This is a genomic window from Streptomyces sp. NBC_00289, assembly GCF_041435115.1.
Taxonomy (GTDB): domain Bacteria; phylum Actinomycetota; class Actinomycetes; order Streptomycetales; family Streptomycetaceae; genus Streptomyces.
In genome coordinates this window covers 9528175-9541161 of sequence record NZ_CP108046.1, presented here as the reverse complement: position 1 = coordinate 9541161, position 12987 = coordinate 9528175, and the positions used below count along the sequence as shown (strand labels likewise).

12 protein-coding genes and 2 pseudogenes are annotated in these 12987 nt (G+C 68.7%); 8 read left to right on the top strand and 6 right to left on the bottom strand.

Annotated elements, in window-relative coordinates:
* Positions 1-63: 63 nt before the first annotated feature.
* Positions 64-1278, bottom strand: a complete 1215-nt coding sequence (locus OG985_RS43045) for an erythromycin esterase family protein (RefSeq protein ID WP_371673851.1) — start codon at positions 1276-1278, stop codon at positions 64-66.
* A 58-nt stretch (positions 1279-1336) separates the two neighbouring features.
* On the opposite strand from OG985_RS43045, the gene OG985_RS43040 reads away from it, so the two are divergent.
* The 5 genes from OG985_RS43040 (at position 1337) to OG985_RS43020 (ending at position 5645) form a co-directional block, all read left to right on the top strand.
* Entirely contained in the window at positions 1337-2086 is a 750-nt protein-coding gene (locus OG985_RS43040) for a TioE family transcriptional regulator (protein WP_371674672.1), read from the top strand.
* A gap of 661 nt (positions 2087-2747) precedes the next feature.
* Entirely contained in the window at positions 2748-3344 is a 597-nt protein-coding gene (locus OG985_RS43035; RefSeq protein ID WP_371673850.1) for an NUDIX domain-containing protein, read from the top strand.
* Complete coding sequence (locus OG985_RS43030; RefSeq protein WP_158012931.1) at positions 3262-3561, top strand: transposase; 300 nt, start codon at positions 3262-3264, stop codon at positions 3559-3561. The genes OG985_RS43035 and OG985_RS43030 overlap by 83 nt, the downstream gene beginning before the upstream one ends.
* Positions 3558-4430 (top strand): IS3 family transposase, encoded by an 873-nt coding sequence (locus tag OG985_RS43025; RefSeq protein WP_371666752.1) that lies wholly within the window; start codon positions 3558-3560, stop codon positions 4428-4430. The genes OG985_RS43030 and OG985_RS43025 overlap by 4 nt, the downstream gene beginning before the upstream one ends.
* 456 nt (positions 4431-4886) lie before the next feature.
* A complete protein-coding gene (locus OG985_RS43020; RefSeq protein WP_371673849.1) occupies positions 4887-5645 on the top strand; it encodes a hypothetical protein in 759 nt (252 codons plus the stop codon).
* Between the two features lie 37 nt (positions 5646-5682).
* Here OG985_RS43020 and OG985_RS43015 read toward each other — a convergent pair whose 3' ends face one another.
* The 3 genes and pseudogenes from OG985_RS43015 to OG985_RS43005 all read right to left on the bottom strand — a co-directional run bounded on the left by OG985_RS43015 (position 5683) and on the right by OG985_RS43005 (position 6858).
* Positions 5683-5961, bottom strand: a complete 279-nt coding sequence (locus OG985_RS43015) for an IS3 family transposase (protein WP_371672302.1) — start codon at positions 5959-5961, stop codon at positions 5683-5685.
* Positions 5846-6547: pseudogene (locus tag OG985_RS43010) on the bottom strand (IS3 family transposase); the annotation flags it as partial. The gene OG985_RS43015 and the pseudogene OG985_RS43010, both read right to left, overlap by 116 nt.
* Before the next feature lie 2 nt (positions 6548-6549).
* Positions 6550-6858, bottom strand: a complete 309-nt coding sequence (locus OG985_RS43005; RefSeq protein ID WP_053743648.1) for an IS3 family transposase — start codon at positions 6856-6858, stop codon at positions 6550-6552.
* A gap of 114 nt (positions 6859-6972) precedes the next feature.
* Here OG985_RS43005 and OG985_RS43000 point away from each other — a divergent pair, with 114 nt between their 5' ends.
* Together OG985_RS43000 and OG985_RS42995 are read left to right on the top strand one after the other, a co-directional pair.
* A complete protein-coding gene (locus OG985_RS43000) occupies positions 6973-7122 on the top strand; it encodes a hypothetical protein (protein WP_371673848.1) in 150 nt (49 codons plus the stop codon).
* A 415-nt stretch (positions 7123-7537) separates the two neighbouring features.
* Positions 7538-8311 (top strand): polysaccharide deacetylase family protein, encoded by a 774-nt coding sequence (locus OG985_RS42995; RefSeq protein WP_371673846.1) that lies wholly within the window; start codon positions 7538-7540, stop codon positions 8309-8311.
* A gap of 135 nt (positions 8312-8446) precedes the next feature.
* Here OG985_RS42995 and OG985_RS42990 read toward each other — a convergent pair whose 3' ends face one another.
* A complete protein-coding gene (locus tag OG985_RS42990; RefSeq protein WP_371673845.1) occupies positions 8447-9715 on the bottom strand; it encodes an MFS transporter in 1269 nt (422 codons plus the stop codon).
* A gap of 336 nt (positions 9716-10051) precedes the next feature.
* Positions 10052-11572: an FG-GAP repeat domain-containing protein gene (locus OG985_RS42985; RefSeq protein WP_371673844.1), complete on the bottom strand. Its 1521-nt coding sequence runs from the start codon at positions 11570-11572 to the stop codon at positions 10052-10054.
* A gap of 217 nt (positions 11573-11789) precedes the next feature.
* On the opposite strand from OG985_RS42985, the pseudogene OG985_RS42980 reads away from it, so the two are divergent.
* A pseudogene (locus OG985_RS42980) lies at positions 11790-12983 on the top strand (ISAzo13 family transposase); the annotation flags it as partial.
* Positions 12984-12987 lie beyond the last annotated feature (4 nt).

Here is a 12987-nt window from a genome sequence, read left to right as displayed (position 1 = left end):
GTCTACAGCCGCGCGGACCCCGCGATTGTGCCGTACAGACCTTTGACCGTGCCTTGTCCGGGGTTAGCGCTGCGGGACGTCCTTGACGAACACGATGCCGTCGCTGTCGGCCAGGTGGGCCGGGTCGAGCGGAGCGTAGCCGAACCAGGGCGACACCCGAGGACCGGGCCGCCTGTCGCCGAGGGCGGTGGCCAGCCGGGAGGCGTCGATGAGGCGCCGGTCGTCCGGGAGCGCGTACAGGAGACCTTCGACGGTGTCCGGCGGCGGCGTGTCCACTCCCTGGTGCCGGATCGTGCCGAGCGCCGTGGCCACGAAGGCGTACCCTTCGCCGAGTTGGGCGCTCACCAGCGCGCCGGCGCTCCACCACTCCACCGGCCCCTGCCACATCTGCATCCTGCTCTTCTCCCGCTGGAGATGGGAGTTGTGGGCGTGCACGAGTGCCGGACCGCGAGCGGCGAGGGCGAGGAGGTTGTGGGCCATCATCACATCCCGCAGCGCGCACAGCCGCGTCATGCGGGCCGAAGAGGTGTCGGCCATCCAGTAGTGGTAGCGCAGCAGACCGGTGACGGTGCGCCCGTACAGGCGCGCCCGGTCCCAGTCGTCTCGCGAGGTCGCGAGCAGGTGCGGCGCCTGCGCGTCGAGCAGCGCCACCAGATCGTCGGCGAGCACCCGCAGTTGACTGGCCTCGGCCGACTGCCCCACGGACTGGGACGGGTCCATCATCGCGGCGGCATTGGTCCACCGTTCGTCGGTGCCGAGCAGTCCGTCGAGCGTCTTCGCGGTGCAGGGCATCAGGTCCGCGTCCACCCGGGCCGCGAGGTAGTCGTGGAGGGCGGTGAGGGCCTGCCGGGGGCTCGCGGCGTGGGTGATCTCCAACGGCCCGTCGAAACCCGCGAAGCGCAGCCGCTCGGACGGGGGGCAGCCGTCGTCGTCGGCGCGGGCGTTGTAGGCACGCATCCAGCGCACGAGCTCGCGGTTGGCCGGAAAGGTGCCCCAGCCGTGGCTGATCCCCTGCTCCATGACCTCGTCGAGGGTGCCTGTGCCCCTGGTGACGTAGTCGTCGACAACCAGGCCCGTCACGCAGTCGCTCTCGATGGCGATCGTCCGGTAGCCCTCCTGCTCGACAAGCTGCCGGAAGAGCTCGTTGCGCAGGCCGAGCAGAGCGTCCTCACCGTGGGTGGGCTCCCCCAGAGCGAGCAGCCGGGGCCGGGCCGGGAGCAGCCGCATGACGGCGGCAGCCTCGACGGCATGGGCGGTGTCCTTGATGTCCAAAGCCATGCCTTCAACGCTATCGTTGAACCTTCGCTTGAGACTTTCCCGCGATTTCGGCAGGATTATGGGACGGAACCTTCAAAACGGTGAGCGGCTCAGGCCGGTCGATCTGGCGCGCGGGCACGGTCTGTCCACGCAGGCGATCAGGAACTACGAGGAGGCCGGCATCCTTCCGGCCGCCGGTCGCACACCCCACGGATACCGCACCTACACCTCGCTGCACGTGGGAGCCCTGCGCGCGTTCCTCGCCCTGGTGCCCGGCCACAGCCACCAGACGGCCACCTCGATCATGCGGGCCGCGAACGAGGACGCGGTTGATGCGGCCTTCCGCCTCATCGACGAAAGCCACGCCCAACTACTCGATGACCGCCGGATTCTCGAAGCCGTGGAAATTGCCCTACGCGACCTGCAGTCCGCGGAAGCGTCCGATCCCGGGCCGACCGCGATCTCCGGAACCAACGGCACATTCATCGGGCCGCTCGCAGGGAAGCTCGGAATCCGACCCGCGACGCTGCGCAAATGGGAGCGTGCCGGGATCGTGCGCCCACGCCGCGACCCGCAGACCGGCTACCGCGTCTACGACGAGGCCGACGTGCGGGATGCCCGACTGGCCCACCAACTCAGGCGGGGCGGCTACCTGCTGGAACAGATCGCCCCTCTCATTGCCCAGGTGCGGAAGGCCGGCGGGCTGGAGCCGCTCGAGGCAGCCCTCCACGACTGGCACGGTCGGCTGTCAGCCCGCGGGCGCACAATGCTCACCGGAGCCGCCGAGCTGGAGGCGTACCTCCGCGAGCGCGAATCGACCGGGGTCTGATCTGCGGCTTCGAGCTCGAAAGCGCCAACGAGGGCTTGTTCTTCAACCTCCGTCTACGTCGTACGGCGGTGATGGTCTGTTCCAAACGGCGTCAAAACGGCCGATGATTCGACGGAGTTCGCGAGAGCTTCGCGGTGAAACAGCCTGCATCACGGTGTCGAGGAGAGCGCGGGCTTCGAGTGGGTTGCCGCAGCAGTCCCAGTGCACGTTGCCCCACTCGTAGTCGCGCCACAGCTCGCGCTCAGGACGGTGAACGTAGTCCTTCCACATGCGCACGGCTGCGTGGACGTCACCCGGCTGCAGATAATTACGGGTGTGCTCGAGACGGAAGATCTCGGACAGTGCCCGCGAAGACACGCCGCCGATGGCTGAGGTCGCATCTGGTGTGCGGTGGCGGGAGACACCGGATCGGATGTGCTGTGGCCGTCTACGCGGCATGGACCTTTCGGTTCGTCGTCATGCCGCCCATGGTGCCATGACGCCGAACCGGGTCTCGACCGGTTAGTTCGACTGACGAGGCGCCGGACGTGCGGCCGGCCTTCGTCTCTTCATGTCCTCCGACCAGGTGCAAATGAGTATGACAAAGGCCGTGAAGCTCCAGGTGCCGGGGTGGCAGTAGCTGCCAAGCACGGTTGTCAGTGCTGCCTGTCAGGATGCGCAGATGATCACAACTGACCGGGGACTCACAGCACCTGACGATCGGCCGCGTGCCCACCTTCTGGGGCTGGTCGGGGCCATCGAAGCGTCGGACGACCTGGAGCGCACCCATCTGGAGACCGCAACGCAGTGGATCGCCGGCGGAGCCCCGGTCTACCGGGTACACAAGCCGGATGTTCCGGCGATGCACTTGGTGAGCTACTTCGTCGTACTCGACAACACGCGCGAGCAGTTGCTGCTCGTCGCGCACCGCAAAGCGGGGCTGTGGCTGCCGACCGGAGGACACGTCGAGCCGGATGAGTGCCCCTGGGCGGCGGTGGTCCGGGAATGCCGTGAGGAACTGGGCATCGAGGCCGTGGCCTCGCCGATCACCGGCGAGCGTCCCTTCTTCCTCACGATCACCCGTACCAGGGGGCAGCGCGCGCACACCGACGTCTCGCTCTGGTTGGGCTTGATCCGCTTTGACGGACATCCGAGATCAGGGGTTCAGCCCCGGGAGGATGTCCATCATGGAGAGCATGGGGAAGAAGAAGCCTCGCCCTCGTCGCTCGTTCACGCCGGAGTTCAAGGCGGAGATCGTCGAGCTGTGTCGACGCGGTGACCGCTCGGTCGGTCAGATCGCCAAGGACTTCGATCTGACCGAGACCGCGGTGCGTGACTGGGTGAAGCAGGCCGAGGTCGATGCGGGCGAGCGGGACGGCCTGACCAGCAGCGAACGTGAGGAACTGGCCGCACTGCGGCGGGAGAACCGCCGTCTGCGTGAGGACGTCGACATCCTCAAGCGGGCCACGGCTTTCTTCGCGAAGGAGACCCGGTGACGGTGCACCCGTTCATCGAGGCGGAGAAGCGTGCAGGTCACAGCGTCAAACGAGCGTGTGAGCTGCTGAAGGTCTCCAGGACCGCCTTCTATGCCCGCCGCGCTGCCAAGCCTGGTCCCCGCGCGGTCCGTGACGCCGAGCTGGCGGAACAGATCGCCGACGTCCACACGAGATCGCGGGGAACCTACGGCGCCCCGCGCGTCCATGCCGTGCTCAAGCGGGCAGGCGCCGGATGTGGCCGCCGACGTGTCGCGCGGCTGATGCGGGCTGCCGGCCTGCAGGGCCGACACCGCAGACGACGGCACCTGACGACGATCCCCGATCCACGAGTTGCCCTGCGGCCCGATCTCGTCGTCCGGGACTTCCAGCCCGACCCCGCCGGCCTGGATGCCCGCTGGTGCGGCGACATCACCTACATCGCCACGGAGGAGGGCTGGCTCTATCTGGCCACCGTCATCGACATCGCCTCCCGTCGCGTGGTCGGCTGGGCGACAGCCGACCACCTGCGGACCGATCTGGTCGCCGATGCCCTCACGGCCGCCTGCCGCAAGCGCCGTCCCACCCGGCCGGTGATCTTTCACTCGGATCGTGGCTGTCAGTACACGAGCCAGCAATTCGCCGCGCTGGCAGACCAGTTGGGGGTGCGTCTGTCGGTCGGCCGCACCGGACAATGCTGGGACAACGCACTCGCCGAGTCGTTCTTCGCCACCGTCAAAAGGGAGCTGCTCGACGCCGTCTCCTGGCCCAGCCGGGCCGCCGCCCGCACCGCGATCTTCGATTTCATCGAGGGCTGGTACAACTTGCACCGTCTGCACAGCAGCCTCGGCTATCGCAGTCCCGCCGAATACGAGACCGCACTCGCAGCCTGACCACCACACCGATGGTGTCCGTCAAAGCGGAACAAGCTCAGGTATCTCCTCACCGCCGATGCCCACACCATCACCTCCTACGACCGCAGCGAATTCGACGCTATCCGGTGGCTGACCGAAGAGCAGGTTCTCGAAGAGTCGGACGAGCTACTCGACCCCCACATGCACCGCTTCACCCGCAAGCTGCGGCACGCCCGAAGCAGGGGCCATCGCGAGTAGCCGTCCTCAGGCTGTCCGCGGACCGCGTCCCGGGCCCGGCCGTTTCACGCGTCGACGACTTCTTGATCATTTGCGCCAAGGCAGAGCGTTTGTCAGGGACTTGAGCCCTGACTGTGCACCGCGACCGCGTGACCAACCCCGCAGGACAAGATGCCCGCACCACACCCGCCGGCGAACGCCGGGGCCTACTGCGTGAGGGGCACCGTCCTCCGTCCAACCAGCAAGGAGCTCCAGGCTGTGAAGGTCGAGATCCAGCCGGACGTACGCACCATCGCCACGCAGTTGGGTGCGGACGCTCCCTACGCGCTGAAGGCGCTGGCCGGCCAGCTGGCCGACGACCCTGACATGGGCCAGCCCTCGAATGTGCCCGGCATCTTGAACGTGACGGTCGACGGCGACATGTTCGAGGACTGCCCCGACCTGTCCGTCGGCTACATCCGTGAGCCGGACCGGATCGAGATCCGGTTCCTGAAGGCGGTCCCGACCACCGAGGCCTCCACGGACGTTGCTCACCAGGAGCAGGAGCAGAGCCGAGACAAGGACGAGCCTGGCGACCCCGTGGCCGACGCGATCACCGTACGAGAGGTCGCTGATGCCTGGCGGCGCATCATCGGCTGGCTCAAGCACAACGCACCCGACTCCTACGCCGCGCTCCGCGCCGGCGCCAGCCCCGCCGCCATCGCCGCTCTGGAAGAGGATCTCGGCATCCCGATACCCGTCGAACTGCGCGCGCTGTGGATGTTGACGGCGGGTGACGACGGCGCCAACGGCTGGGGATGCCTTCCGCGCAACATGGCTCTGATGCGCTTTGACGAGGTGAGCGCCTGCTATCGGCTCAAGATGGACGCCCAGGCCCACCAGGACCCGCTCAACGTCGGCCGCCCCGAAGAGGAGCAGTTCACCGTGTGGAAGGCAACACGGATTCCGATTGTCGCCCGGGGCCCGACCGACAGCACCTCGGGCCTGTATCTGGATGCCGATAGTGGCTACCTGTGAGCTTGTTCCGCTTTGACGGACACCATCGGTGTGGTGGTCAGGCTGCGAGTGCGGTCTCGTATTCGGCGGGACTGCGATAGCCGAGGCTGCTGTGCAGACGGTGCAAGTTGTACCAGCCCTCGATGAAATCGAAGATCGCGGTGCGGGCGGCGGCCCGGCTGGGCCAGGAGACGGCGTCGAGCAGCTCCCTTGACGGTGGCGAAGAACGACTCGGCGAGTGCGTTGTCCCAGCATTGTCCGGTGCGGCCGACCGACAGACGCACCCCCAACTGGTCTGCCAGCGCGGCGAATTGCTGGCTCGTGTACTGACAGCCACGATCCGAGTGAAAGATCACCGGCCGGGTGGGACGGCGCTTGCGGCAGGCGGCCGTGAGGGCATCGGCGACCAGATCGGTCCGCAGGTGGTCGGCTGTCGCCCAGCCGACCACGCGACGGGAGGCGATGTCGATGACGGTGGCCAGATAGAGCCAGCCCTCCTCCGTGGCGATGTAGGTGATGTCGCCGCACCAGCGGGCATCCAGGCCGGCGGGGTCGGGCTGGAAGTCCCGGACGACGAGATCGGGCCGCAGGGCAACTCGTGGATCGGGGATCGTCGTCAGGTGCCGTCGTCTGCGGTGTCGGCCCTGCAGGCCGGCAGCCCGCATCAGCCGCGCGACACGTCGGCGGCCACATCCGGCGCCTGCCCGCTTGAGCACGGCATGGACGCGCGGGGCGCCGTAGGTTCCCCGCGATCTCGTGTGGACGTCGGCGATCTGTTCCGCCAGCTCGGCGTCACGGACCGCGCGGGGACCAGGCTTGGCAGCGCGGCGGGCATAGAAGGCGGTCCTGGAGACCTTCAGCAGCTCACACGCTCGTTTGACGCTGTGACCTGCACGCTTCTCCGCCTCGATGAACGGGTGCACCGTCACCGGGTCTCCTTCGCGAAGAAAGCCGTGGCCCGCTTGAGGATGTCGACGTCCTCACGCAGACGGCGGTTCTCCCGCCGCAGTGCGGCCAGTTCCTCACGTTCGCTGCTGGTCAGGCCGTCCCGCTCGCCCGCATCGACCTCGGCCTGCTTCACCCAGTCACGCACCGCGGTCTCGGTCAGATCGAAGTCCTTGGCGATCTGACCGACCGAGCGGTCACCGCGTCGACACAGCTCGACGATCTCCGCCTTGAACTCCGGCGTGAACGAGCGACGAGGGCGAGGCTTCTTCTTCCCCATGCTCTCCATGATGGACATCCTCCCGGGGCTGAACCCCTGATCTCGGATGTCCGTCAAAGCGGATCAAGCCCACTGGGCTCCTGGTCCCGCTACAACGACGCCTCCGAGGAGGTACTGGACACGTTGGTCACCTATCTGGAAGAGGCTGCCGACACACTCGAAGCCCCGGCATTGGCCACGAGGGACAAGCCCGGCCTGATCGGCGGGACTCTGGTGTGGCGCAGCAGCATCGACCCGGCGCAGGAAGCTCGGTGGCAGTCCCTGACCAGCTGACCGCCAACGGAGGGGGACGGCCCTTCGGGCTGACCTCCTTCGGCTCTTACGTTCTGACGGGCGGGTGACGTCAGCCGGCTTCCTTCACGTGCGGTGTCGCCGTTGACGTGCAGTTGTCGAACCGTGGAAGGGTTACGAAGACCTCGTCACGATGACCGCGATCGTCCCTGTCGACCTGAACCGCCGCTGGAAATCCCGTTCGTGGATCGCCACCGCAGCCGGGCGCGTCACTCTGACGGACCACCGTGGGGAGGCGGGATCGGGACCACCCGTCCGGCCGGCCGCTGCTCGCCGAGTTGTCCGCGAACGCCCCCGGAATTGTCCGTGATCAGTAACGGACGCATCCCGTGACCGCCGATTCTCGTCCTGCCAGTTGGCCGGGATCGGCGAGGAACTGCGGGAAAGTGGGGCGGACATGGCACGGCACGGTGGCGGGCGAGGCTGGTACGGCAAGCTGGTCGGGGCGGCGCTCGGGGTGACGGTGCTGGCCGCCGGTGCGTCGGCGTGGACCGCGCAGGCCGGTGCCGTCGGCGGCTCGTCGCCTCGGGCTGCCACCCCGGCCAGGCCGGGCGGTGACGCCAAGCCGGTGGCGATGACCATTGTGCACGCCTCGGACAAGGGAGCGCGCGGCGTCAACATCACGATCGACGACGGCCCCGACCCCGTGTGGACCCCGCAAATGCTGGACCTGCTGCGGGAGTACGGGGTGAAGGCCACGTTCTGCATGGTGGGGACGCAGGCGCAGGCCCACCCGGATCTCGTGAAGAAGGTTGTCGCCGCCGGGCACCGGCTGTGCGACCACTCGGTGTCGCACGACACCACGATGGACGCCAAGTCCCAGGCCTACCAGTCGCAGCAGATACTCGACGCCGAACGCATGATCACCGAGGCGTCCGGGGGCGTACGGCCGATGTACTACCGGGCACCCGGCGGGGCTTTCACTCCCTACAGCCGCAAACTGGCCGCCTCCCGCGGCATGCGCCCGCTGGGCTGGAACGTGGACTCCAAGGACTTCGAGCGGCCGGGCACGGACGCCATCGTCGCCACCGTCGAGCGGGAGCTGCCCAACGGGCCGACGCTCCTCTTCCACGACGCGGGCGGCGACCGCTCCCAGACCGTCGAGGCCCTCCGCCAGATCCTCCCCCGGCTCAAGGAGCAGGGCTACTCCTTCGGCTTCCCGGTGCGCTGAGTCCGGCCCTGGTAGGCCACGCTGCTCGAGGTTCCCGTCCCGGCGCACCAGTTACACCAGCGGGGCTTGGCCGGCCTCGCTGGAGCATCCAGGTTCAGTCCCTCCCTGAAGGCTGGGCACCGGGCGGCCCGTTCGTTACGCCACTCGGCCCGGTGCGGCCCCCGGGGACTCCGCATGCCGAAAGCCTGGCAGGATCAGGCACAGCACGGCCGCGGCGGCGGTCGTGGTGGCGAAGGCACCCACCGCCCAGGCTCCGGATATGTGCTGGATGATCAGACCGGCGATCAGTGGCGCCAGCGTCGCCAGCGCGGTGGCCGCCATCACCACGGTGCTGATCACTCGGCCGCGCATGTCCTCGGGCGCGCTGCGAAGCACTACGGCAACCAGCGCGCCGTTGGCGGCCGGCGCGAGCAGCAGCGCCAGGGCGACCGGCGCCGCCACCAGCGGTGACGGGACGAGGAGAGCCGCCGCGCCGAACAGCAGGGCCCCGGCCAGGGTGATCGTGGTGGCCAGGGTTGCCAGGCGCATGCGCCCTTGCAGCCGGGGTGCGACCACGGAGCCGAGCAGGCCGCCGGCCGCGATGGCTGCCTGCACCAGGCCGATCACCGCGGTGGGGGTTCCGTGTTGTTGCATCGTGAGAGTGATGCTGAAGATCACGCCGCTGAAGGCGAAGTTCACCAGGGGCGTCTGGATCACCGCCGCGCGCAGAATCGGCACCTGCCAGACAAGCTGCAGGCCATCGGCCACCTCGCGCCACAACGACTTGCGCCCGGCCGCGTTCTCCGGCCGGAACCGCCCGCGGATCCGGCTCACCGTGCCGAACGAGACCGCGAAGGAGACGGCGTCGACCAGGAACGGGACAGCCCGGCCCACCCCGAACAGCACCCCGCCGAGCGCCGGGCCGGCCAGACCGGCACCATACGCCCGGGCTTCGGTGGCGGCCCACGCCTGCTCGAGCTGCCCGTCCGGCACGATTCCCGGCAACGCGGCGGCGGCGGACGGGACGAAAATGGCACCTGCACCCCCCTCGATCAGACTCACGGCCAGGACCACCGGCCAGGACGCGAGATCCCACACGATCAGGATGCCGAGCGCAGCCATGAGGACGGCGCGCACGACGTCGCAGATGATCATCGTCAGCCGCCGGTCGAACCGGTCCGACAGCGCCCCGGCGGGCAGTTGCAGGCACAGCAGGACAATCGCCCGCACCGTACCCACCACACCGGCGAGCACTGCCGAGTCAGTCAGGGCCAGGATGAGCAGCGGATACGCGAGTCCGCCGACCTGCGAGCCGGTATCGGACAGCAGCTGGCCGATCCACAGCATCCGGAAGCCCTTGTTACGCCGGAGCGGAACCTGCCGTCGCCCATCGGTGGCTGTCTCGCTTCCGCCGGCGCCGCTCACCCCCGAGACCATACGCCCGAGGTCGTCACCCCCTCAGCTCGTGGGTCTGTACGGTCTTCGCCCCCACGTGAAGGGGCGCAGGGGCAGATCGGCTCCGCGGGCCTGGGCGATTACGCACTCAAGCTCGCCGACTCTTCCTTGGCAGATAGCGGGAATTGGGCAAAGAGCCTGATGGCCTCGACCGTGCACAACCACTTTTCCGCTCGCGGAGGCGGCATCCGGCGGCATCCAGTGCACAAGTCCCTGAGAGCGGCTCTGAGTTGATGGCGCTGCCCGCCGCGGCTGGTCAGGGCGGCTACGGCATCTCCGGCCGGGCAGGCCACGATGGCGGCGGTGTCAGTAGGCGAAGCCCGAACCCAGGCGCGCCTTGGTCCTGTTGGTGCCGAGGAGGCTGTTGCCGAAGATGATCGTGTTTCCGGCCGACACCACGTACGCCTCCGAGCGGAAGCCCCACACAGAGCCGGAGCTGGAATTCTCCCCCGGCGCGCCGACGCTCATGTCCTCCCGGCCGTCGCCGTTGCTGTCACCGAGGTGCAAGGCGCTACCGAAGGCGTCGCCCGGTTCCGAGGCGCCCGGGATGGCACCCCAGGAGTCCTGGGAGACCACCCGGGCCCCGACGGCGGTCAGCCCGTCCGCGGTGCCGCGCAGATACGCGACCATGCCGATGTTGGACTGGTCCAGGTCCTCCCGGTGCCTGTCCTCCCCCGGCAGGCCCGTGACCACGTCCTCGTAACCGTCGCCGTCGACGTCTCCCACCTGGACGTCGGTGCCGAAACGGTCGCCCTTCTCGGCGCCTCCCGGGACACCGGGGGTGGCCTGGCTGAAGAAGGTCGCCCTGACCCCGTCGGGACCAGCCGCGGTGCCGGGGATCCAGGTGATCCGGCCGCCCTTGGCGCGGTAGGTGTCGAGGTCGCTGTCGTAGCCGTCGACGGCCCGGCCCACCACGATGTCGTCGTAGCCGTCGGCGTTCACGTCGCCGACGTCAAGGTTCTCGCCGCCCATCAGCCCGGCGCCGTCGACGTCGTAGACCAGCGTGTACGGGGTGAGCCCCTGGTGGGTGCCGTACCAGTACACGATCCGGCGGGAGTCGAACTCGTCGGCGTCGTTCTCGGCGGCCACGACGTCGGTGACGCCGTCGCCGTTGATGTCACCGACCGCCAGATCCATGACATGGCTGTCGTAGGCGTCCTTCACCACCTGCCGGCGGCCGGCGGCCGAGCCGCCACGAGTGAAGGGGCCGCCGGTCAGCGACAGATCGTGCTGGTTCACGACGGTGAGCAGGTCGATCGCGCCGTCGCCGTCCGCGTCCCCGGCCGCGAGACGCCCCTGCGCGCCGAGGTGGTCGCCCTCGCTGCCGGACCGCGCCACGGTCCCGGACGACAGTCCCCGGACGCCGCCCCAAAGAACCTCCACCACACCGGAGTTCAGTCCGCCGCCGGTGTCCTCGCCACCGACCCCGACGACCAGGTCCGCGAAGCCGTCCCGGTCCAGGTCGGCGCTGGTCAGCGCACTGCCGAACTCGTCACCGGCCTCGGCCGTGCCCGGTATCCCGGCACTGTTCTGCGTGAACACCCGCTTCGTGGAGGTCTTCAGCCCGCTCGCCGAGCCGTACAGCACGGCCACGTAACCGGCTCTGTACTTCCCGGCGACGGTGGCGGAGGGCGTGCCCACCGCGAGGTCGCCGTATCCGTCGCCGTTGAAGTCGTCGTGGAACCTCGGCGCCACGGGAGGGACGGGCACACGATCGTCGGCGACCGCGCGGGCCGCGGGCAGGGCGACCGCCCCGGTGACCGCAAGGACGACGGCCAGCCCCGAACGGGACGCGCGTCGCTGTCTGTTCATGCGCTGTCTCTGCATGCGCTGCCTCCTGGCAGGAATCCCGTCAGTACGGCCAGTACGACTCGCCGGATCGGCAGTGGGTTGCCCTGCCAGGTGAGGAACTCTGCCCGGAGTTGAACAGGAAGCGGCGGGCGCGCTCCTGAACCGGCCCCGGCGCTCCCTGAAGCGGCTTGCCGCTAAGGGCTCGTAGCGAAACAAGTTATGAATCAGTCGCGCGGCGCGTACGTTTCCTGCTATGCCGATCGATATGGAGTCCCTGGCCCGGCGCTACGAGGCGATCCGGGATCACCTGACCGAGCGGCAGCGACGGTTGTGGCTCGGCAACGAGGCTCGTGAGCTGGGTGGCGGCGGTGCACGGATCGTCTGTGAGGCGACCGGGGTGTCCCAGGACACGATCCGACGGGGCCGCGGGGAACTGGACGATCCGCAGCCGCTGGCGGTCGGGCGGTCCCGGGGGCCGGGAGGCGGCCGCAGACGGGCCGAGGTCCTGGACCCGCAACTGGCCGTGGACCTGGATGCCCTGGTCGAGCCGGAGACTCGTGGTGATCCGATGAACCCGCTGCGCTGGACCACGAAATCGCTGTCGCACCTGGTTGCCGAGCTGGTCAATCGGGGACACCGGTGCACCGAGAACGTCGTGGCCCGACTGCTGCACGAGGCCGGCTACTCCTTGCAGGGCAACGCCAAAACCGTCGAGGGCAAGCAGCACCCCGACCGCGACGCCCAGTTCCGCTACCTCAACGATCAGGTCAGGGCGGCCCTCGCTGCCGGACAGCCCGTCGTGTCCGTGGACTGCAAGAAAAAGGAACTGATCGGGAACTTCAAGAACGTCGGCAAGGAATGGCGACCGCCTGGGGACCCGGTGAAGGTCAACGTCCACGACTTCCCCGGACCGGCCGGCAAAGCCATCCCCTACGGCGTCTACGACATCGGCGCCAACGCCGGCTGGGTCAGCGTCGGCATGGATCACGACACCGCCGCGTTCGCCGTGAACACCCTGCGGACCTGGTGGAACAACGTCGGCCGGGCCGCATATCCGCAGGCCACGACACTGACGATCACCGCGGACAGCGGCGGATCCAACGGCAGCCGACTACGGGCCTGGAAGACCGGGCTGGCTGCCCTCGCCGCCGAGACCGGCCTGTCGATCACCGTGCTGCACCTGCCGCCGGGTACTTCGAAGTGGAATCGCATAGAGCACCGGCTGTTCTCCGCAATCACCATGAACTGGCGCGGGACACCACTGACCAGCCACGAGGCCGCCGTTTCCCTGATCGGTGCGACGACGACCGAGACCGGCCTGACCGTGTCCGCGGCCCTGGACACCGGTGTCTACCCCACAGGCATCAAGATCAGCGACAAGGCCATGAAGGCCCTCCCGCTGACCCGTCACGAAACCCACGGCCAGTGGAACTACACCATCAGCCCACCCG